The sequence below is a fragment of the Sulfitobacter sp. SH24 genome (assembly GCF_965641895.1).
In the GTDB taxonomy this organism is placed as follows: domain Bacteria; phylum Pseudomonadota; class Alphaproteobacteria; order Rhodobacterales; family Rhodobacteraceae; genus Sulfitobacter; species Sulfitobacter dubius.
Window position 1 is genome coordinate 2,354,011 of record NZ_OZ282575.1, and the last position, 20,700, is coordinate 2,374,710.

At 60.8% G+C, this 20,700-nt stretch carries 17 protein-coding genes and 1 riboswitch; of the genes, 3 read left to right on the top strand and 14 right to left on the bottom strand.

Features of this window, described 5'->3' with window-relative positions; all coding sequences use genetic code 11:
* Positions 1–104 precede the first annotated feature (104 nt).
* Positions 105–1,127: a ketol-acid reductoisomerase gene (gene ilvC, locus ACSQ16_RS14190; RefSeq protein WP_243262673.1), complete on the top strand. Its 1,023-nt coding sequence runs from the start codon at positions 105–107 to the stop codon at positions 1,125–1,127.
* A 76-nt stretch (positions 1,128–1,203) separates the two neighbouring features.
* Entirely contained in the window at positions 1,204–2,124 is a 921-nt protein-coding gene (locus ACSQ16_RS14195) for a DMT family transporter (protein WP_243262672.1), read from the top strand.
* Positions 2,125–2,130: 6 nt separating this feature from the next.
* On the opposite strand, the gene glmM is transcribed toward ACSQ16_RS14195, so the two are convergent.
* The 9 genes from glmM to ACSQ16_RS14240 all read right to left on the bottom strand — a co-directional run bounded on the left by glmM (position 2,131) and on the right by ACSQ16_RS14240 (position 13,443).
* On the bottom strand, positions 2,131–3,477 hold the full coding sequence (gene glmM, locus ACSQ16_RS14200; RefSeq protein WP_435988562.1) for a phosphoglucosamine mutase: 1,347 nt from the start codon (positions 3,475–3,477) through the stop codon (positions 2,131–2,133).
* Positions 3,474–4,487 carry a dihydropteroate synthase gene (gene folP, locus ACSQ16_RS14205; protein WP_243262670.1) on the bottom strand — a complete coding sequence of 338 codons (1,014 nt, stop codon included), beginning with the start codon at positions 4,485–4,487 and terminating at the stop codon, positions 3,474–3,476. The genes glmM and folP overlap by 4 nt, the downstream gene beginning before the upstream one ends.
* Positions 4,487–5,413 (bottom strand): dihydroneopterin aldolase, encoded by a 927-nt coding sequence (locus ACSQ16_RS14210; RefSeq protein WP_243262669.1) that lies wholly within the window; start codon positions 5,411–5,413, stop codon positions 4,487–4,489. Before ACSQ16_RS14210 ends, folP begins: the two co-directional genes overlap by 1 nt.
* Positions 5,414–5,521: 108 nt before the next feature.
* A complete protein-coding gene (locus ACSQ16_RS14215; RefSeq protein WP_243262668.1) occupies positions 5,522–6,163 on the bottom strand; it encodes a cell wall hydrolase in 642 nt (213 codons plus the stop codon).
* 129 nt (positions 6,164–6,292) lie between these two features.
* Positions 6,293–8,830, bottom strand: a complete 2,538-nt coding sequence (locus tag ACSQ16_RS14220) for a putative PEP-binding protein (protein ID WP_243262667.1) — start codon at positions 8,828–8,830, stop codon at positions 6,293–6,295.
* Between the two features lie 74 nt (positions 8,831–8,904).
* Positions 8,905–10,992 carry a glycine--tRNA ligase subunit beta gene (gene glyS, locus ACSQ16_RS14225; protein WP_435988563.1) on the bottom strand — a complete coding sequence of 696 codons (2,088 nt, stop codon included), beginning with the start codon at positions 10,990–10,992 and terminating at the stop codon, positions 8,905–8,907.
* A gap of 92 nt (positions 10,993–11,084) precedes the next feature.
* Positions 11,085–11,900 (bottom strand): DUF1206 domain-containing protein, encoded by an 816-nt coding sequence (locus ACSQ16_RS14230; RefSeq protein ID WP_435988564.1) that lies wholly within the window; start codon positions 11,898–11,900, stop codon positions 11,085–11,087.
* 83 nt (positions 11,901–11,983) lie between these two features.
* Positions 11,984–12,499: a DUF6446 family protein gene (locus ACSQ16_RS14235; protein ID WP_243262664.1), complete on the bottom strand. Its 516-nt coding sequence runs from the start codon at positions 12,497–12,499 to the stop codon at positions 11,984–11,986.
* Positions 12,496–13,443 (bottom strand): glycine--tRNA ligase subunit alpha, encoded by a 948-nt coding sequence (locus ACSQ16_RS14240; protein WP_093926666.1) that lies wholly within the window; start codon positions 13,441–13,443, stop codon positions 12,496–12,498. Before ACSQ16_RS14240 ends, ACSQ16_RS14235 begins: the two co-directional genes overlap by 4 nt.
* A 155-nt stretch (positions 13,444–13,598) precedes the next feature.
* On the opposite strand from ACSQ16_RS14240, the gene ACSQ16_RS14245 reads away from it, so the two are divergent.
* Entirely contained in the window at positions 13,599–15,443 is a 1,845-nt protein-coding gene (locus ACSQ16_RS14245) for a serine protease (protein ID WP_243262663.1), read from the top strand.
* Between the two features lie 85 nt (positions 15,444–15,528).
* Here the strand turns inward: ACSQ16_RS14245 and ACSQ16_RS14250 are convergent, their stop codons facing one another.
* From ACSQ16_RS14250 to ACSQ16_RS14270, 5 genes are all read right to left on the bottom strand, one after another.
* Complete coding sequence (locus tag ACSQ16_RS14250) at positions 15,529–16,977, bottom strand: TrkH family potassium uptake protein (protein WP_243262662.1); 1,449 nt, start codon at positions 16,975–16,977, stop codon at positions 15,529–15,531.
* Between the two features lie 81 nt (positions 16,978–17,058).
* Entirely contained in the window at positions 17,059–17,307 is a 249-nt protein-coding gene (locus tag ACSQ16_RS14255; protein WP_243262661.1) for a hypothetical protein, read from the bottom strand.
* Between the two features lie 221 nt (positions 17,308–17,528).
* Positions 17,529–18,620 carry a GTP cyclohydrolase FolE2 gene (folE2, locus tag ACSQ16_RS14260; RefSeq protein WP_243262660.1) on the bottom strand — a complete coding sequence of 364 codons (1,092 nt, stop codon included), beginning with the start codon at positions 18,618–18,620 and terminating at the stop codon, positions 17,529–17,531.
* A gap of 77 nt (positions 18,621–18,697) precedes the next feature.
* Positions 18,698–19,888 (bottom strand): O-succinylhomoserine sulfhydrylase, encoded by a 1,191-nt coding sequence (gene metZ / locus ACSQ16_RS14265; protein ID WP_243262659.1) that lies wholly within the window; start codon positions 19,886–19,888, stop codon positions 18,698–18,700.
* A 65-nt stretch (positions 19,889–19,953) separates the two neighbouring features.
* Positions 19,954–20,030, bottom strand: a riboswitch (SAM riboswitch).
* Between the two features lie 58 nt (positions 20,031–20,088).
* Positions 20,089–20,694: an inner membrane-spanning protein YciB gene (locus ACSQ16_RS14270; RefSeq protein ID WP_243262658.1), complete on the bottom strand. Its 606-nt coding sequence runs from the start codon at positions 20,692–20,694 to the stop codon at positions 20,089–20,091.
* Between the last annotated feature and the right edge of the window lie 6 nt (positions 20,695–20,700).

The window sequence follows — 20,700 nt, forward strand, 5'->3', positions numbered from 1 at the left end:
TAACTATCTTCATTCTTTCACAAATACCTCTGCGATGACAATGGCTCCTAGACGCAAGATCGCTATGGTGAACCCCAGATAGAGATCAACAAAAGGACAAGATCATGCGCGTTTATTATGACCGTGACTGCGACGTGAACCTCATCAAGGACAAAAAAGTAGCCATCCTCGGCTACGGTTCCCAAGGCCACGCCCACGCCCTGAACCTGCGCGACTCGGGTGCCAAGAACCTCGTCGTCGCCCTGCGCGAAGGCTCCAAATCCGCCGCCAAGGCCGAAGGCGAAGGCCTCAAGGTCATGGGCATCGCCGAAGCGGCTGCTTGGGCCGACCTGATCATGTTCACCATGCCCGACGAACTGCAGGCCGAGACCTACAAGAAATACGTGCATGACAACATCCGTGAGGGTGCCGCCATTGCATTCGCCCACGGCCTGAACGTTCACTTCGGCCTGATCGAGCCGAAAGAAGGCGTCGACGTGATCATGATGGCGCCCAAAGGCCCCGGCCACACCGTGCGCGGCGAATACACCAAAGGCGGCGGCGTGCCCTGCCTCGTGGCCGTCGACAAAGACGCCTCCGGCAAAGCGCTGGAAATCGGCCTCTCCTATTGCTCCGCCATCGGTGGCGGCCGTTCGGGCATCATCGAAACCAACTTCCGCGAAGAATGCGAAACCGACCTCTTCGGTGAGCAGGCCGTGCTTTGCGGCGGTTTGGTTGAACTGATCCGCATGGGCTTTGAGACACTGGTCGAAGCGGGCTACGCTCCCGAGATGGCCTATTTCGAATGCCTGCACGAAGTGAAGCTGATCGTCGACCTGATCTATGAAGGCGGCATCGCCAACATGAACTACTCGATCTCTAACACCGCGGAATACGGCGAATATGTCTCAGGCCCCCGCATCCTGCCTTACGACGAGACCAAGAAGCGCATGAAAGACGTGCTGACGGACATCCAGAACGGCAAGTTCGTGCGCGACTTCATGCAAGAAAACGCCGTCGGCCAGCCTTCGTTCAAAGCCACACGTCGCATCAATGACGAACACCGCATCGAACAGGTCGGCGCGAAACTGCGTGAGATGATGCCTTGGATTTCCGCAGGCAAGATGGTGGACAAGGCCAAGAACTGAGCCATTTCCACCTACAGACAAGACGACATCGACCCCGGCCTCGCGCCGGGGTCTTTGCCTTCACGCCGGAGCCCCGATGAACACCACACCTCAGATCACCCGCACCAGTTGGCTGCTGATCGCCATTCTGGGCTTTGTCTGGGGCGGCACCTTTCTGGCCATCGAAATTGCGCTTACGGGCATTACACCCTTCTGGCTCGCCGCCTCTCGGATCGGCTTTGCATCGATGGTTATGCTTGCGCTATGGGCCGTGCGCGGTTTCGCGCTTTTTACAAAGCGCCCAACGCGCGGAAACATCACGATCCTAATCACCATCGGCATCATTAGCTCTGCCTTACCCTTCTCGCTGCTCGCATGGGGGCAACAATTTGTAACCTCTGGTTTTGCCGGGGTGACCATGGCCTCGGTTGCGCTGATCGTTCTGCCGCTGGCGCATTTCCTGCTTCCCGGCGAAAACATGACTCCGCGTAAGGTCGGCGGATTCGTCATCGGCTTTGTCGGCGTGGTGGTGCTGATTGGCGGCCAAGCATTTGAAAGCACGGGAGCCGCGATGGAAACTGCGGGACGGATCGCCTGCGTCGGCGCAGCCTCGTGTTATGCCGTCAGTTCGATCCTTATGCGCCGCTTGCCGTCGGTCGACCCCATAGGGCTGGCCACAATCCTCATGCTGATCGGCGCCAGTATCATGTTGCCTGCCGCTTTCCTCAGCGAAGGCCCGCCCCCCATGCCCGCGCCTAAAATATTGGGTGTGTTGGCCTTTCTTGGCCTCGTCCCTACAGCAGGCGCAGCTTTCCTGCGGGTCTATGTGGTGCGCACCGCTGGGCCGGTCTTCATGTCCCTGGTGAATTACCAAGTTCCGGTTTGGTCGGTCCTTCTGGGTGCGCTGGTACTGTCAGAGCCGCTCCCGATGTCGCTGCTCTATGCGATGGTTCTGATCCTCGCCGGGGTGGGGCTCAGCCAATATGGCGCGCTGACACGGCTGTTCCGAAACGCCTGAGGCAGCCTAGCTGCCTACCGCCACGTTCACCGCATCGACCACACTGTCCACGGCACGCTCCATCAACGCCGCATCTTCGTGCTCTGCCATGACACGGACCAAGGGCTCGGTGCCTGACTTGCGGATCAACAGCCGCCCGCTTTGGGCCAGCTCGGCCTCAGCCTGTGCGATGGCGGCCTTGACCTGTGTGTCCTCCAGCGGGGTCTGACCCGACGAGAAACGCACGTTTTTCAGCAGTTGCGGCACCGGATCGAATTGATAAAGCAGTTCAGAGGCAGGCTTCCTCGAACGGACCATCTCGGCCAAAAACTGTAGCCCGGCCATCAGACCATCACCGGTGGTGGCGTGATCGGTCATGACGATATGGCCCGATTGTTCTCCGCCGAGGTTAAAGCCCCCCGCCCGCATCCGCTCCACCACATATCGGTCGCCAACGGCGGTCCGCTCCAGTTGCACACCGCGATCATTGAGAAACCGCTCGAGTCCAAGGTTGCTCATTACCGTGGCGACAAGCGACTTGTTCGCCAGCCGGCTATCCGCAGCCCAACGCGACGCCATCAGCGCCATGAACTGATCCCCGTCGCCAATCCGCCCATTCTGGTCGATCAAGATCACCCGATCCGCATCACCATCAAGGCAAATGCCAACGTCCGCGCCATTTGCGACCACGGCCTCGGCTGCGGATTGTGGTTGGGTAGACCCGCACCCATCATTGATGTTGAGGCCATTGGGTGCCACGCCCACAGGGATAACCGTTGCGCCTAATTCCCAGAGGGCCATGGGGGCGACGTGATAAGCCGCACCATGGGCACAATCGATCACCACTTTTAGCCCATCCAGACGCATCTGACGCGGGAAAGTCGATTTGACCCGCTCAATATAACGATAGCGACTGTCGTCGATCCGCTTGGCGCGGCCGATCTGGTTGGGAGCCGTAGGCTCCACCCCCTCGGCGACCAGCGCCTCGATCTCCTGCTCAACTTGGTCAGAGAGTTTGAACCCATCCGGCCCGAAAAACTTGATACCATTGTCGCTGGCCGGATTATGACTGGCCGATATCATGACCCCCAAATCGGCCCGCATGGAGCGGGTCAAAAGCCCGACTGCCGGTGTCGGCACCGGACCAAGCAGCAGAACGTTCATCCCCGTGCTCGTCAGCCCAGCCGTCAAAGCGTTTTCAAACATATAGCCAGAAAGCCGGGTGTCTTTGCCGATCACCACACGGTGCACGGTATCCTTCTCGCGCCGGAAATATCGCCCAACAGCCGCGCCGATGCGCAGCGCCATTTCGGCGGTCATGGGGTGAATATTGGCCGTGCCACGCACGCCATCGGTACCAAAAAGCTTTGTCATATTTGTTTTCCTGCCATGGCAGCACGGTAAAGTGCAATCGCCTGAATGGTCTGCGCTACGTCATGAACGCGTAAGAACTGTATCCCGTGGCTGAGCGCCGCCAGCGCCACGGCAATTGAACCGGGAGCACGGTCTGCGCCAGCCTCTCCTCCGCCGATAGTGCCTATGAACCGCTTACGCGACGCGCCCAGCAAAATCGGTACGCCAAGGCTGTGAAACAAGCTCAGCCGCGCCAACAGCGCAAGGTTATGCTCTAACGTTTTGCCAAAGCCGATGCCGGGGTCGGCGATGATATTGTGCCGCGCGATGCCTTGCGCCTCCAGCGCGGCGATGCGGTCGGCTAGGTAGTCATAGACATCAAGCACCACGTCATCATAGCGCGGATCACGTTGCATTGTCGCCGGATCACCCTGAGCGTGCATCACACAGACGGGCAGTTCCCGCGCCGCACAGAAAGGCGCAAGGGCGGGATCGAACGTAAGGGCGGCAACGTCATTGACCAGATTAGCCCCAGCCCCCACAGCGGCCTCGGCCACGGCGGCCTTGCGGGTGTCGATGCTGATCGCCCCTGTTCCTGCGGCGCGAAGCCCTGCGATAACTGGCACAATGCGGTCAATCTCTTCGCCCTCAGGCACCGTATCGGCCCCCGGACGGGTCGATTCGCCGCCAACGTCGAGCATATCGACACCCGCCGCACGCATCGCCATGCCTGCCTCCACTGCAACTTGCGGATCAGCGTGACGGCCCCCATCGGAAAAACTGTCTGGTGTGGCGTTAAGGATGCCCATGACGCGCGGGCGGTCGAGGGCAAGCCCCGCAATAGGCGCACGCGTCGTGGTCAACGCGTCCAGGGCCGATTTGGGCAAATCCGCTGCCGAGATGACTTTCGCGGCGCGCGCACGCGACAGCACTTCAACATGGCTAAACCAACCCCAGCCACCTGCGAGGGACATAGCCCCTTCGGGTCGTGCCGGGTCGATTTGAACGAGGGGACGGAAGTAGTCTGCCATTACGCGATCTTTGCCGTATCGATCGAAAGTGCGCGCGTCGGCAGTTCCGCAATCTCTGGGACGGCAGCACCAACAATAAGCAGTTCCTTCGCAGCAAGGCTTGCCGCGAACCACGCCGCCAGCGCCGGTGCCTCATGCGGTGCAGCGGCGGGGCCGTCGACGGCATCCAGTACGATCCGCGAAGGGGCCCAGATGCAGATCTGATCGTTTTTCATCGCCCAGTCCAGCTCTGTCCGGCTGCCCACAACGGCGCAGCGAGGGTCGCGGCCAAAGACCATCCAAGCGTTCTGTTCTATCGCCAGCAAATCAATATGGCGTTGCGCTTTTTCCTGCCCGGCCTGCGGCGTGGCGATGTCAGCCGGGCCGACACACAAGATTACCGGCTGCGCCGACGCTTCCAACTGGTCAAGCCAGTCAATCAAATGGGGGGAGGCAATGGCAGCATTCGACAGATAGACAACAAGCGGTTGCGGCGTCTCAATCGCGGGGTCTTGCGGCGTGGCATCTCCGCCCCGTGCCCGCACGATCTCAACCCCAAGCGCACCGGGGCCACGGTCCAACTTTTCGATTCGCACAAAGACCCGCATCGCCTGCGGCTCCACCAAGATCCGGTCTGCCACCCGCTCGGCCAGCGTCTCCAAAAGGTTGAGCCGTTCGGCAGCAAGCTCGGCGGCAATCGCCTCGGTCACACGGTCATACGAAAGGATGCGATCCACGTCGTCATCCACGACGCCCGTCAGCGGCATCACTTCGACGACCACGTTAAAGCAGACCCGTTGTGTCACGTCCCGCTCGGCCTGAAAGGCGCCGATCTCTACTTCGACAATATGGTCACGCAGCGAAATCCGGTCGCGCGGCTCGGGCCCGGCCAGCGTCTCGGCCCGCTCAGACGGATGCGCAAAGGCAAGTCGGATTTCGTCGGACATCGGCAGCGCCTATCGGATCAGGGTAACGGCCCCTCGGGGCGCTTCTTTAGCAGCTTTAACAGGCCCACCGCCAGCAGGCCAGCACCCCAAAGCGCGGCCCGCGCGAAATCAATTCGACGCGGTTTTCCAAGTGTGACGATAGAAAAGATGCTGACCGATCCGGGCCGTCTTGGTATAGACGCGCGCCCAGTTAGGGTTCACAGCAGTGGTGTGATAATGGGTCGCGCCATTGGTCAGCTTGGGCGCGGAACCGTCGATGATCGCACGCGCCACCTTAGAGACACGGGCAAAAGCGCGCGGTTCATTGATGACTTCTTTGTTGCCATCGCAGGTATATGTGAACTGGCACTGGTACTTGCGGCCCGTTCCTTGATTGATCACACCGCAAAGCGTACCGGGGAAGCGGGCCGATTTCACGCGGTTCATAATCACTTCGGCCACGGCGAACTGACCTTTGACGGTCTCACCGCGGGCTTCAAAGTAAAGCGCCTCTGCAAGACACTGCAACTCTGCGCTGGTTTTGGCCTTGGGCTGGCTGTCGATCCATGCCTTCGAGAACTTCACATCCGTCTCGCTGGCTGATGCAGGCTGCGCGACCATTTCCTGAAGCCGGGCTGCGCCCGCGGATTTCAGGCCCTGAATTTCGATCTGCGCAAGATTGCTGGCGCTCTCGGAACTGGCGACAGCGGCCAAGGGGGCGCTGCACACAGCAACGGATAACGCAAAAGAGATCGACTGGATAAAACGCATTATGCGCCTCGCATCATTGTTAGGGCTGCGGGGCGGATAGCCAAAAGGTTCCCGGTGGTAAACCCGGCCAGACGTTATGTGCAGAAACCCGCCGAATTATGGTATAAGTTGCGCTACGGCCCGCCGCCCCTACCCGATCTTGTGGGCAATGGCGAGTTGGGCGGCGGCCAAACGTGCAACCGGTACGCGAAACGGCGAACAAGAAACATAATCAAAGCCCGATTCGCGGCAAAAAGCGATGGATTCGGGGTTGCCGCCATGCTCGCCACAGATCGAAAGAGTGATCCCGGGCTGCGCTTTACGGCCCCGCGCCGCGCCAAGTTGCAGCAATTCCCCCACCCCATCGGTGTCCAAAACGTGGAACGGATCCTCGGGGTAGACCCCCTGTTGCACGTAATTCGACATGAAGCGCCCCGCGTCGTCGCGCGAGAGGCCATAGGTCATCTGCGTCAGATCGTTGGTCCCGAAACTGAGAAAGGCACAATGCGGCGCGATGTCATCGGCACGCAGACAGGCGCGCGGGGTCTCTACCATGACGCCGAGGCGATAGGTAAAGCTCGCGTCACGCTCGCTGCGCACGGCGGCGGCCACGGCATCAACGCTGGCTTTGACCAATTCCACCTCACGCCGGGCGCTGACCAGCGGGATCATGATCTCGGGCACCACAGGCTCACCATCCCGGCTGGCCTCAATGGTCGCTTCAAAGATCGCGCGGGCCTGCATTTCGTAGATTTCCGGCACCGTCACCCCGAGCCGCACGCCGCGCAGGCCCAGCATCGGGTTATACTCCGTCATCGCCGCCACGCGGCGCGTCACGTCGGACATCTGGAGGCCAAGCGCCTCGGCCAATTCGCGCTGCCCGGCCTTGTCGGAAGGCAGGAATTCATGCAGCGGTGGATCGAACAGGCGAATGCAGACGGGTTGCCCCTGCATGATGCGGAAAAGTTGAGTGAAATCATCGCGCTGCATGGGCAGCAATCGTTCCAGCACGGCGCGGCGGTCTTCGCCGCTTTCGGCAAAGATCATCTCGCGCATCACCGTCAGGCGACCGGGCTCAAAAAACATATGCTCGGTCCGGCACAGGCCAATGCCATGAGCGTTGAAATTGCGCGCGGTCTGCGCATCGGCTGGCGTGTCGGCATTGGCGCGAATGCCGATGTCGGCCACATCCTCGGCCCAGCCCATCAGCCGGGTGAAGGTATCGTCAAGTGCGGCTTCTTGCATCTTGGCCGCCCCGGCCAGCACCTGCCCGGTCGAGCCGTCGACGGTGATCTGATCCCCTTCGACAAAGACCCGCCCATCAGGGGCGATGATCTGCCGCTGGGTCACGATAAAGCGCATGTTCGACGCACCGACAACGCAAGGAAGCCCCATGCCGCGCCCAATCACCGCCGCATGGCTGGTGATGCCGCCGCGTTCGGTCAGCACGGCGGCAGCGGCATGCATGCCGCGAATATCCTCAGGCGACGTCTCACGCCGGACGAGGATGCAAGGCTCCCCCCGCGCGGCGCTGGCCTGTGCGTCGCTGGCGGAAAAGACGATCCGCCCCGTCGCCGCACCCGGGCTGGCCGCGATGCCGCGCCCGATCACGTCCCGCTTGGCGCTTGGGTCAACCTGACGGTGAAGCAGTTCCGACAGCGTGCGCGGCTGCACACGCATGAGCGCCTCCTCGCGGCTGATGATCCCTTCGTCTGCCAGCGCCACGGCGATGCGCACGGCGGCCCGAGAGGAACGCGCGACCTTCACACCGTCCAAGATATGCAGCTTGCCCTGATCGATCACGAATTCGACCTGCATCTCGGCCCGCAGCCGTTTGCGCATCAGCGCCGCGTGCTCTTTCAACTCGGCAAAGGCATCGGGCACCAGCTCTTCCAACGACGGCCCACGCGGATCACGGGTGAGATACATCGCCGCCGCATCGCCTTCGAGCGCATCGCGGCCTTGGCTCTGGCTCAGATACCGCCCGGTGATCTGCGGCAGGCCGGTATCGCTATCAACCAGTTGTAACACACCCGAGCCGCATTGCCCCTGCCCCACGCCAAAGGCCATTTCCTGAACCACCAACCCCAGCCCCGCATCCGCAGGCGCGCCCTTAGCCTGCCGGAGCAGCCGCGCCGAGGTCCCGTTCCACGCCCGCGCCATGGAGCGCAGCACGGCGGCAAGCTGGGTCGCCGGGTCTTGGGGAAAACGCTCTTCCGTCTCGGCTTCATAAGCGCGCAAGGAGGCCATCAGCGCCGCGCGGCCATCGCCGTTCACATCGTCGAACATATCCGGGTCGAGACGGGCGACATTGACCGCATAAGACTGCACGAACCGTGAATAAAGCGCCGCCGCCGGGCCTTCGCCGATTGTGCCCGCATAGCTTTCAAAGAGCGCATCGTTGATCCCGATGTTCAACACCGCCCCCGGCCCGCCCCAATCAGGGTCTTGGCTGGAGGGCCGCACACAAAGAAGCGCCCCTTTGGGGAACTGATCGACCACTCCCTGCACATCAGGCATCTGCCCCCGCGCGATCTGCTGCACCGCGTCAAAGGACAGCGCAATGGTCCGTGGCACCGGCAGGTCGAGCCGCACAAGACGCTGCAGGCATTTGGCCCGCCCGCCGTGGGTGTTATTGGCAATCGGCGCGGTGGGGGTCACCAGCGTGGTATGGGGATCGTTCTGCACTGCGGCACCTTAATCGTTCTGGTGCAGCATAGGGGTTGAGGCAGAAGGGGCAAGGGATCTTGCCCCCTCAGCGGTCATCCATCCAGTTTGGTCAAGTCCGCCACGGCGCTACAGATCGTGCGAATGCGGCTCAACAGATTAAGCCGGTTGCGCCGCACCGTGGGGTTCTCGGCATTGACCTGCACCGCTTCGAAAAACGCATCGATCGGCCCGCGCAAGTCGGCCATCGCCGCCATCGCGGTCGAGAAATCCTGCGCGGCCATCGCCGGAGTGATCTTGGTCTCGGCCTTGTCGAGCGCGGTGAAGAGGTCTTTCTCCGCTTCGGTTTCCGCGAACTTCGGATCGGCGCCAAAGGAATATTCCACGCCGTCGGCCTCTTCGGCTTGGCTGAGGATGTTATTGGCGCGTTTGAAGCCTTGGATCAGGTTCTCGCCATCGTCGGTTTTGAGCGTCTCCGACAGGGCGCGGGCGCGTTTGACCAAGAGGGTCAGATCGTCGCTGCCGTCCATGGCGATGCAGGCGTCAATGATGTCGTGGCGGATGCCTTGATCGCGGAGGTAGACTTTGAGGCGGTCGTGGATGAAGGAGAGAATATCACCGGTATCGGCCCGACCTGCATCGCGGTCACCGACGATCTCGGCGCTTTTGTTCAGCACGTCGTTCAGCGTCAACGAGACATCATTCTCCACCAAAATCCGGATCACCCCCAAAGCCGCACGGCGCAGCGCAAAGGGATCCTTACTCCCGGTGGGTTTCTCATCAATCGCCCAGAACCCCGTTAGCTTGTCGATCTTCTCGGCCAAAGCCACAGCGATCGACACCGGTGCGGTCGGCACATCATCGGACGGCCCCAGCGGCGCGTAGTGATCTTTCGCCGCATCGGCCACGGCATCCGACATCGCCGCCTCGCGCGCGTAGTAGCTGCCCATCAGGCCTTGCAACTCGGGGAATTCGTAGACCATCTCGGAGCTGAGGTCGGTCTTGGCCACCCGCGCGGCCTGCTCGGCCTCATCGGCGTCGGCGCCGACCAGCGGGGCAAGCTCACGTGAAAGGGTCGCCATGCGGTCGATCAACTCGGCCTGGGTGCCGAGCTTGTTGTGGAAGGTCACGTTTTCCAGCGCCTTGACCCAAGTCTCCATCCCCGCGCCCGAGGTCACGGTGCGCAGGTCGTTGTCCCAGAAGAATTTCGCGTCCGACAGCCTTGCGCCCAGCACTTTTTCGTTCCCGGCGAGGATCGTTGCGCCCTCGTCGGCGGTGGTACGGTTGGCGACGGTGATGAACCGCTCGATCTGCCCCGACTTCGGATTGCGGACTGAGAAGAACTTCTGATGCTCTTTCATGGAGGTTTGCAGCACTTCCGGCGGCAGGCCGAGGAAATCCTCACCGATGCGGCCCATCAGCACGACGGGGTATTCCACGAGACCCGCGACTTCGGCCAGAAGCCCTGCGTCCTCGACCACCTCGAGCCCGGCGGCGAAGGCCATGTTGGTCGCGTCATGCCAAATCGCGTCGGCCCGCGCGGCGGGGTCGAGCACGACAAAGGCGCGCGAGAGTTTGTCTTGATAATCCTCGAACCCCGAGACTTCGATCTCAGCCGGTGCAAGGAAACGGTGCCCGCGCGTGGTATTGCCAGCGGCGATGCCGTCGATGGTCAGCGGCACCACCTCGGCCCCGGCCTCATCGCTGATGACGCAAAGGATCGAATGCAGTGGGCGAACCCATTTGAGGCTCCCCGTGCCCCACCGCATCGACTTTGGCCATGGGAAATTGCGGATGGTTTGTTCCAGCACTCCGGCCACGATCTCAGCCGCCGGGCGGCCCGGCTTTTCGATCTTGGCAAAGAACACTTTGCCTTTGGGTGTGTCGCGTTCCTCAAGCTGATCGCGAGTCAGACCAGCACCGCGCAAAAAACCTTCGATGGCTTTTTCGGGCGCGTCGGCTTTCGGGCCTTTACGTTCTTCCACCTGCCGCGGGCTGGCGGCAAGCATGTCGCCAAGCGCCAGCGTCAGACGGCGCGGGGTGGTGAAAACGGCGGCGGAGCCATAGGTCAGACCAGCCTCGACCAGACCGTTGGTCACCAGCTTTTGCAGGTCTTCGCCCGCGCGTTTCTGCATCCGCGCAGGAATTTCTTCGGAGAAAAGTTCAATCAGCAGATCTGGCACGGGCGGCCCCCAATTCTTGCCGCGACGGCGGCGTCTCATCGGGGGCTTGGATAACGAGTGCTAGGCGGAGGGTCTAGCCCCCCGCCCTGCGTTTAATCCAACAAGGTGCGGATATCGGGGTCGGAGAATTTCGGCACAACTCGGTAGGCAGCCTCAACGAAGTTATAGATCGCAAAACCGATCAGCCCCAACCCGGCACCGCCAAGCAAGAAACGCCCAAAGGCCATCCCGCGCAGGTCTTGCAACGCTTTGCCCAAACCACCCGCCTGTTCGGGATTGGCCGTGAGTGCGGCATAGCCCAAAGACCCGGCAACCAACGCCATCATGATACCATAGACAACGAGGCCGATGGTCAGAATAGGGTCAATGCTTTCGGTGAAATGTATGCGGGCCAGATGGCCTTTGTAGCTACCACTCCAGCCTTTGTAGGCATAATAGATACCCGCGCCGAGCAAGATCAGCGCAATCGCTGCCGCAACATAACGGCCCATCGGCATCGACATCAGTTTTTGTGTCCAGTCTTGCGTGGTGTCGCCGCCGCTGTTCTTCCCACTCATCGCCAGCGCCAATACTGAAACGCCAATACCGCCGTGGATCAGCCCAGTGGTGATTTGCCCCAGCCGCGCAATTAGCCCCTTGGGATCAGTTCCTTGATTTTCGACGTCCTGCACCCCAGCAACCACACGCCATACCAAATAGGCCAGCAACCCGACCCCAATAGCAAGAAGCGCTGGCACCCCGTAGGGTTCGTCCCGCAGTGCAGCGAGGGCATCTTTGGTACCTGAAGCTTGGGTCGATTTGAACGCGGCCAGCAGCGCCAGACTGCCGATGATCGTATAGATCACACCCCGCGCGCCATAGCCCGCGCGCATCACCCACTTCAGTCCTTCATGTGATTTGTCTGTCACCCGTGCCCCCGTTCTAATGGAGAACAAGCGTTCGGCGCGGGCAAAAGGTTCCGCGCTATTTTCTGCGCGGAACCTTTATTGACTTAGTTCGCAGGCCGCTCTGGGCAGGCTTCGCCCACCACGGTGCCGTCATATGACTTCTCACCGCAGTCGTTAAGCTCATGCCAAATATAGCCGCGCCCGTCGTCGGTCAGTGCCACGATCCGGTCGACGCCGTAATGCACGTTCTTGCCGCCAAGGAAGGTCAGCGCGGTGCCAGCCTCAATCTCGGCCCCGATGGCCGGAGCGTCGAAACAATCGAACCAGCCCGGCGCGTTACGCGGATCGGTGTGATTGGTCATCTCATAGGTCTCGGTCGCCATGGCAAGGCTGATGTCATGAGTAAAGCATGCGCGGAACCTGATCGGAGAGCTGTCAGCGTCGATGGCTTGCAGATTGTCTGCGGCGATCTCTTCCGGCTCTTGCGAGGTCAGCGAGACCAGTTCAACCTTGGGCTCGGGCACCTCGTGATAGAAGCCGTAGATCTGCAAATAATAAAGTGCAGCCCCAGCGATCAGCGCAGATACAAGGATCACGATGCCAACAATCTTGCCGCTCATGCCGCGCTTTCCGCGTCAGGCGTCCAGCCACCTGCACGGGTCTGCACGAAGGCATCGGCGCATTGTTTGGCCAAGGCCCGCACGCGCCCGATATAGGCCTGCCGTTCGGTGACCGAGATCACGCCACGCGCGTCGAGTAGGTTGAAGATATGGCTCGCCTTGATGCATTGGTCATAGGCCGGATGCGCCATGACAATGCGTTTCCCGGTTTTGGGATCTTCGGCGGGCTGCTCAAGGATGAACTGGCAGTGTGCCTCAGCCTCGTTGAACTGATCCAGCAGCACTTCGGTATTGGCCGTGTCAAAGTTCCAGCGCGCGAATTCTTCTTCGGTCTGTTTGAAGACATCGCCATAGGTCAGCGGGATCGGCGCGTTGGGGCTGTTGAAGGGCATGTCCATCACGTGATCGACGCCCAGCACATACATCGCCAAACGCTCCAACCCATAGGTCAACTCGCCCGATACGGGGTGACAGTCGTGACCGCCGACCTGTTGGAAATAGGTGAACTGGCTGACTTCCATCCCGTCGCACCAGACCTCCCAGCCCAGCCCCCACGCGCCCAGCGTCGGGCTTTCCCAATCGTCTTCGACAAAACGGATGTCATGCAGCGCCATGTCGATGCCGATGGCCTCAAGCGAACCGAGGTACAGTTCTTGAAGGTTGGGCGGGCTCGGTTTGATCAGCACCTGATACTGGTAGTAATGCTGCAAGCGGTTCGGGTTCTCGCCATAGCGCCCATCCGTGGGGCGACGCGAGGGCTGCACATAGGCCGCGGCCCAAGGCTGGGTGCCCAAGCTGCGCAGCGTGGTGGCCGGGTGAAAGGTGCCCGCGCCCACTTCCATGTCATAGGGTTGCAAGATCGCGCAGCCCTGCCGCGCCCAATAGCTCTGCAATGCAAGGATGATCTCTTGAAAAGAGCGTGGTTTCTGCGCCGCGTCAGACATGGTGATTGCCCCTTAATGATGCGCGCCTTTCCTACGTCTGCAATCCATGGGGGTCAATCGCAGCTTTGTGAGAAATTCAGCCCCTTTGCCATGGCATTTGCGCCGCTTTCCGGCGTAATCTGGCTCGGATTTGGTTTTACGAGAGTTGAGTGACGATGAAGCGATTTCTTTTTGCCCCCGTGGCGATGTTTTTGGCCCTGAGCCTGTCTTGGGCCGGGCTTGCACGGGCGCAATCGGCAGAGGATGTCGTTTGGGTACAGATCGAAGCGCAACCGTCATTGGCAGAGGCCACAGACCGGGCGCGGGCCTATGAGACCCTGTTGGATGACGTGAGTGGCTTTTCTTTGGGTGGCGGTTGGTACGGCATCGCCGTTGGCCCCTACCGCCGGGCAGATGCGGAACTGGTGCTGCGCAGCTATGTCCGCGACGGTCTGGTGCCGCGTGACAGCTTCATTCAGCAATCGAACCGCTTTCGCCAGCAGTTCTGGCCCGTGGGTGCCAATGTGCTTGATACCGGTGTGATTGACCCGCCTGCCGGTTTTGAGACGGAAGCCGCCGACTCCGAAACAACACCCGAAGTCACGACAACCCCGCTTGATCCGGCCGCGACAGAGAGCGATAGCACCGCAGGCGAAGAACCTGCTGAAACAATTGCCGCCCCCGCGCCGCCCGGACCGGATGAGACCCCGGCGGAGGCGCGTCGTTCTGAACGGGCCCTCTCTCCGGCAGAGCGCCGTGACTTGCAAGTCGCCTTGCAATGGGCCGGTTTTTACGACGCTGCGATTGATGGCGCTTTTGGCCGCGGCACCCGCGCGTCAATGGGGGAATGGCAGTCGGCAAACGGCTACGACCAGACAGGCGTGCTGACCACCCGGCAGCGTGCCGCGCTGATGGCGCAGTACAACGCAGTGCTTGATGGTTTGGGCCTGCAAATGGTGCGTGACGAGAAGGCGGGGATCGAAATTATGATGCCCACGGCCGAGGTTGCCTTTGCCCGTTATGAGCCACCCTTTGCGCATTACGATGCCAGCGGCAATATCGGTGCGCGGGTTCTGTTGATCAGCCAGCCGGGCAACCGCGACACGCTCTATGGTCTTTATGACATCATGCAAACCCTAGAGATCGTGCCGCTGGACGGCCCGCGCGAGCGCAAGCGCGACTCTTTCGAATTGATCGGTGAAAACGGCAGCATCATCAGCCAGACGCAGGTCTCGCTGGAGAATGGTCAGATCAAAGGCTTCACGCTTATCTGGCCCGCCGGTGACGAAGACCGTCGTCGCCGCGTGATTGCCGAGATGTCCAAAAGTCTGACCCGCCTGCCCGCTGTACTGGACGCCGCTGCCGGCAACAACGACGCCCAAGCGATTGATCTGGTCGCGGGTTTGCAGATCCGCCAGCCCAAGATCGCCCGCAGCGGCTTTTTCATTGACAGCAACGGCGCAGTTGTGACCACCAGCGAAGCGGTCGCCTCATGCACCCGTGTGACGCTGGACGCCGATACCGACGCCACAGTTGTCGCCACGGATGACGCCAGCGGCTTTGCGTTGCTCAAGCCCGAAAGCCGTCTGGCCCCTCTGGCCGTGGCGGAATTCAGCAACAGCGCACCGCGCCTGCAATCGGAAATCTCCGTGGCGGGCTACTCCTACGAAGGTGTTCTGAGTGCGGCGACCCTGACCTTTGGCGCATTGTCGGATCTAAAAGGGCTGAACGGCGAAGAAACCCTCAAGCGGCTGGCCGTAAAAGCGCAGCCCGGCGATTCAGGTGGCCCGGTCTTTGACGATAACGGCCATGTGGTTGGCATGTTGCTGCCCCGCACCGATGGCGACCGCAAGCTGCCAGAAGACGTAAGCTTTGCCCTCGACGGTGCTGTGATCCTCAAGGCCGCGCAAAACGCGGGGCTGAACAGCAAGATGGCACAAAGCACCGCTGCCCCTATCGCGCCGCGCGATCTGACGCTGCGCGCACAGGGCATGACCGTTCTGGTTAGCTGCTGGGAATAACACCGAAACACGAGGCGGGATGGTCTTTGTCTTGCTCAGTGACCTTAGACGAAGGGCGGCGCCAAGGGTGCCGCCCTTTCGCGTTTCATGCGCGCCAGAATTTTGCAGTGAACATGACGTAGACCGCCATCAGTTCCAACCGTCCGATCCACATGGCGATGATGAGTATCCATTTCGCCGTGTCGTTGAGGCTGCTGAAGTTCCCCGCCGGCCCGATGATAGGCCCCAACCCCGGCCCGATATTTGCCAACGCCGCCGCAGCGCCCGAGACAGAGGTGACGAAATCCAGCCCCGTCAGGCTCAGCGCGACCGAGATCAGCCCCAATGACACCACGAAGAACATGAAAAATGACATGACCGAGCTCAGCACATCGGGCCCAACCGGGCGGCCATCATAGCGCGGGGTAAAGATGCCATGCGGCGACCGGATGCGCCGTAACTGCGCGCGGATGGACGCGAAAAGCAATTGGTAGCGGAAGATTTTAATCGAACAGGTCGTCGACCCCGCACAACCGCCGATCAAGCCAATGAAAAAGAATAGCGCGACCGCAAAACTGCCCCATTGCATATAATCTGCCGAAGCATAACCGGTGCCCGAGATGATCGAGGTGATGTTAAAGATTGCCTCCCGCAAGACCCGCTCGGACTCGTAGGTCGTGCCGCTGCGCAGAACGAAAAAGACGATCACCACCAGAAAGGTCATCGTCATGAAAAAGCCGCGCACCTGCGGGTCGCGATGCAGCGCCACGGGGTTGCCGTTGATAAGCTGAACGTAGCGCACGAAGGGCAAAGCCGAGAGGATCATGAAAATCGCGGCGACATATTCGGCGGGGCCGGAGAAGGTGCTGAAGGATGCGTCGTAGTTGGAAAAACCACCCGTCGAGACGGTGGTCAGTGCGTGAACCGTAGCGTCAAAGGTGGTCATGCCAAGGGCAAGATAGCTCAGCATACAGGCCAGCGTCAGCCAGAGGTAGATCACCGAGATCTGCGTCGCGATCTGCCCCGCGCGCGGCAGAATCTTCCCGAAGGTGTCAAAGGACTCGGATTTAAAGATCTGCATACCCCCGACCCGCAGTTCGGGCAGGAAGACCATGGCGACCACGACGATACCGATGCCGCCCAGCCATTGCAGGATACCGCGCCAGATCAGCAGCCCTTTGGGCAGCTCTTCCAGCCCCGTAAGCACCGTCGCCCCCGTGGTTGTCAAACCTGACATGGCTTCAAATATCGCGTCGGTGACACTGGCGTCCGTCGCGCCCAAAACAAACGGCAGGGCTCCGAACAGCGGAAGCATCAGCCAGACGCCGGTGGTCAGCATGAATGTCTGTTGAATGGTGAGCCCTTCGCGGACTCCATTGGCACTGGCAAGGGCGATCATACCGCCGCCCAGCGTCGTGATCAGTGCGCTCTCGACGAAAACCCACCATTGGCCCCGGCCTTCGGCCAGATCGACCAAGATCGGTATGATCATGGCAACGCCAAGCACGGCCACCAAAAGGCCCACGACATATCCGACAGGTCGTATATCCAACATGGGCGCAGCGTTGGCTTGGCCGCTCGTCGCTGTCAAGCCGAGACGGGACCGGGGCGCGATTTGGCCCCGGTCCGTGTCGTCTTAGATGTAGTAGAGGTCTTTGAAAACGTGGTGAACGATGTCGTCACGCTTGATGCCCATGGCGGCCAATTCTTCGTCGCTTTTCGCTTGCAGGATTTGGACCTGTTCAAAACGGCGGTGGGCGGTGGAGCCCATCATGATGCCATGGCCGATCCCCGCGAAAAAGCGGCGCAGACCAGCGCCGGCGCGCCGTAGCCCTTCGAGAGGTGAGACGGAGTGGGCGAGATGAGCAGTGCTCTGGTAGGTCATCTGATTGCCTTTGCAATTTGCAGTGTTTCGATGACCGTTAGATAGGCAATGCTGCGCCGCAGCAGAACCGACGTTTTCGCATACCGGCTGGGCGTGGCTTGCAGGGCTTGAGTGCGACTATGCGCTAATATTCAGGCCATGGCGCGGGTTCTACCCCGAAAAAGCGCGCCGTTGCAGATGCAAACAACCCATGGCTGAACAGACCGCTGAGAAAAAGGCGGTTAACCAACGTGGAACAATGTGTTGAACATTTTGGGATCAATACTTTGCGCGGCGAAAGTATCGCCTTGGGTCAGCACACTGATTGCGTCATGGCTGTGCAGGCTTTCTTGATGGCTGGCGACAATGCGAAAATCGCCTACCCGCCCATCGGCCAAAAGCTGTTCACAAAACAGCCGCGCGGCATCCTCAACGAAGATCGGATTGGCGGCGTTGAGTTCGGCGAACGCCTGTTCATCCTCGCGTTTGACCATCACCTGAGTCTCAGTCGGCACAGCGCGGCGGCAAATTTCGATGAGGTCTTCGAACCACAAGCAATCTCCTGCGTCGTTGGTCTCGACGGAAATACGCGCGACGGAGCGTTGCGAATGTGGCGTGGCCAACTGCCCCCGCGTCTCCCGTGCATGTTCACTCAACTCCAGCGAACAGGGGCAGGTGCTGGAATAGACGTAGTCGAGATGCACGATCTTCTTGCGCTGCCCGTCTTGTTCGACCAGTTCCAGCGCGATGTCGTAATACTGGTACCCGGTCAGCCCCGATCGCAGACTGCCGATCTTCATGGGGAAAGAAAAGCGCATCTGGATCCGTGCATCCAAGCTTTCTAGGTCTGCCTTATAGTCATCCAATGCCGCTTCGATCACTTCAAAGCTAAAGGTCGCCTCGGCGTGGCGGTAAAAGCTGCGCATGATGCGGGACATGTTAATGCCCTTCTTCTCCGCGTCGAGCGAGACCGAGCCGGTGACGGAGGTTTCAAGGCGCAAATCCCCACCTTCACGGCTGCGGTAACGGATCGGCAGGCGAAAGTTCGAGATGCCGACATGCTGGATCAACTGCTGCGCGCCGCGGATCAGGCTGGAGGGGCCGTTTTGCAGATCCGGCAGGCTGGCGCGGTAATTGTCGCCTGCGGTGAAATCTTCGGGATAGGCGCGGCTGAGGGCGGGATATTCGGCGGGGGCCAGCATCCGCGCCATGGCCGGGTCAAGGGCTGCGATCTCTGCCGGGGTGGCCGTATCGGCCCAAGCGCGCAGGGTGGCGAGCGCAGCCTCCGCCGCGCTTCGATCCGGTGTTTCGGACATCTCAGTCACGATGTTCATTGCGCGGCCCTCCGGTCTGTCATCCTCAATGTATGATGCGCGGGGCAAAATTGCCACTGCGCCTGCGACACATCAGGTCAGGCTTGCGCCGCCGCGTCCAAAGCTTGCAACAGATCGGCCTTGAGATCGCCGGTATATTCCAGCCCCACGCTGACCCGGACGAGGCCCGGCGTAATGCCCAAAAGGTCTTTGGTTTCCTGCGGCAAACGCTGGTGCGTCGTGGTGGCCGGATGGGTCACGATGGTCTTTGCATCGCCGAGGTTGTTAGAGATCACCCCAACCTGCAACGCATTCAGGAAAGCGAAGGCCGTCGCTTTGCCGCCTTTGAGGTCGATGGAGAGCACCGTGCCCCCTGCCCCCATCTGCTGCATCGCCAGCGCGTTTTGCGGATGGGCGGAGAGGCCGGGGTAAAGCACCCGCGCCAGTGCCGCGTGACCTTCGAGCGCTTCTGCCAATTCCTGTGCGCTTGCCGCCTGTGCCCGCACCCGCAGGTCGATCGTCTCCAGCCCTTTCAGCATGATCCATGCGGTGAAGGGGCTCATCGAGCCGCCAGTGTGCTTCATGTAAGGCTCAAGCGTGCCGCGAATGAAATCACGGCTGCCCAGCACCACACCGCCAAGCGCGCGGCCCTGCCCGTCGATATGTTTGGTCGCCGAATAGACCACGACATCCGCGCCTTGCGAGATCGCGCGGGAGAATACCGGCGTGGCGAAGACATTGTCGACCACCACCAGCGCGCCCTTGGCATGGGCCAGTTTGGCAACGGCTTCGATGTCGATCACCTCAAGCGTGGGGTTGGCGACGGATTCAAAGAACACCGCGCGGGTGTCCTCGCGGATCGCGGCCTCCCACGCGCCTAGATCGCTGCCGTCGACGAAAGTGACCTCCACCCCGTAGCGGCCAAGGATTTCTTCGAGCACATATATACAGGAGCCGAAAAGCGCCCGCGCCGACACCACATGATCGCCCGCCTTCAGCATCGAGATCAGCGCACCCGACACCGCCGCCATGCCGCTGGCCGTGGCGAATGCGTCTTCGGCCCCCTCCAGCGTGGCGATGCGGTCTTCGAACATCGCGACCGTCGGGTTGCCATAGCGGGCATAGATGAACTCATCCGGGCCGATCTCTTCGAAACGCGCTTCGGCCTGTTCGGCGCTGTCATAGACGAAACCTTGTGTCAGGTAGATCGCCTCGCTCACCTCGCCATACTGGCTGCGGCGGGTGCCTGCGTGGATCGCTTGAGTGCGCGCGTGACGGTCGTTGCTCATGTATCTCATCCTTCCGGCCCGACCTTGCGGGCATAAAAAAAACCCCAGACGCGGCCAAGCGAAAGGGGTCTTTCATCCTGACCTTTTAGCGGCATGTTTAACGTGGCCCACAATCCGGTAACAAATCGCCACGCGGGGTGGATTACGCCGCGCGACGCTGCAGGTCAACAGTTTCGCGCGGGGCATGGTTTAAATTCGAATCAGCTTTGATCTTTCTTCTCGCCGTAGGCTTCGAACAACTTGCCCTGCGCCATGAAGAAAACGAAAATCGCCGCCGTCAGGCCGAAGGTTTTGAAGTAGACCCATGTGTCGGTCGAAAAGAACCGCCAGATCAGCTCATTCGCCAGCGCCAGACCAAAGAAGAAGAACATCAACCGCTTGGTCAGCAGCATCCACCCCTCATCGCGCAGCGGCATCATCTCTTCCATGACGTATTTTAGGTAGGATTGCCCGCGCAGCAGGCCCACGGCCAAAAGACCGCCGAAAAGCACATAGATCAGCGTGGGCTTCATTTTGAAAAAGCGGTCGTCGTTCAGCCAAACCGACAGCCCGCCAAAGATCACCACGAGCACCACGGTGGCGACCTGCATCCGGCTGAGCTTGCCCGTCAGCGCCCAGAGCGCGCCGGTCGACAGCACCAAAAGCGGCACAAACATCGCGGTGACAACGATGAAGCCGTCGTATTCGGTCCCGCCGAAGGTGTAGGTGTTATCCTTGAGCCACAGATAGGCCACAAGGAAGGCCAGCACCGGCCCATATTCCAAACCTGCACGCAGCATTGGGTTGATCTCTCTTGCTTCTGACATGCCTGT

Bases quoted from the DNA above. Each gene is read 5' to 3' on its own strand.
- ACSQ16_RS14215 (WP_243262668.1), bottom strand. From the start codon at position 6,163: ATGCGTTTTATCCAGTCGATCTCTTTTGCGTTATCCGTTGCTGTGTGC.
- folP (WP_243262670.1), bottom strand. From the start codon at position 4,487: ATGGCAGACTACTTCCGTCCCCTCGTTCAAATCGACCCGGCACGACCC.
- folE2 (WP_243262660.1), bottom strand. From the start codon at position 18,620: ATGAACATCGTGACTGAGATGTCCGAAACACCGGATCGAAGCGCGGCG.
- ilvC (WP_243262673.1), top strand. From the start codon at position 105: ATGCGCGTTTATTATGACCGTGACTGCGACGTGAACCTCATCAAGGAC.
- ACSQ16_RS14245 (WP_243262663.1), top strand. From the start codon at position 13,599: ATGAAGCGATTTCTTTTTGCCCCCGTGGCGATGTTTTTGGCCCTGAGC.
- glmM (WP_435988562.1), bottom strand. From the start codon at position 3,477: ATGACAAAGCTTTTTGGTACCGATGGCGTGCGTGGCACGGCCAATATT.
- ACSQ16_RS14210 (WP_243262669.1), bottom strand. From the start codon at position 5,413: ATGTCCGACGAAATCCGACTTGCCTTTGCGCATCCGTCTGAGCGGGCC.
- metZ (WP_243262659.1), bottom strand. From the start codon at position 19,888: ATGAGCAACGACCGTCACGCGCGCACTCAAGCGATCCACGCAGGCACC.
- ACSQ16_RS14195 (WP_243262672.1), top strand. From the start codon at position 1,204: ATGAACACCACACCTCAGATCACCCGCACCAGTTGGCTGCTGATCGCC.
- ACSQ16_RS14235 (WP_243262664.1), bottom strand. From the start codon at position 12,499: ATGAGCGGCAAGATTGTTGGCATCGTGATCCTTGTATCTGCGCTGATC.
- ACSQ16_RS14255 (WP_243262661.1), bottom strand. From the start codon at position 17,307: ATGACCTACCAGAGCACTGCTCATCTCGCCCACTCCGTCTCACCTCTC.
- ACSQ16_RS14270 (WP_243262658.1), bottom strand. From the start codon at position 20,694: ATGTCAGAAGCAAGAGAGATCAACCCAATGCTGCGTGCAGGTTTGGAA.
- ACSQ16_RS14240 (WP_093926666.1), bottom strand. From the start codon at position 13,443: ATGTCTGACGCGGCGCAGAAACCACGCTCTTTTCAAGAGATCATCCTT.
- ACSQ16_RS14250 (WP_243262662.1), bottom strand. From the start codon at position 16,977: ATGTTGGATATACGACCTGTCGGATATGTCGTGGGCCTTTTGGTGGCC.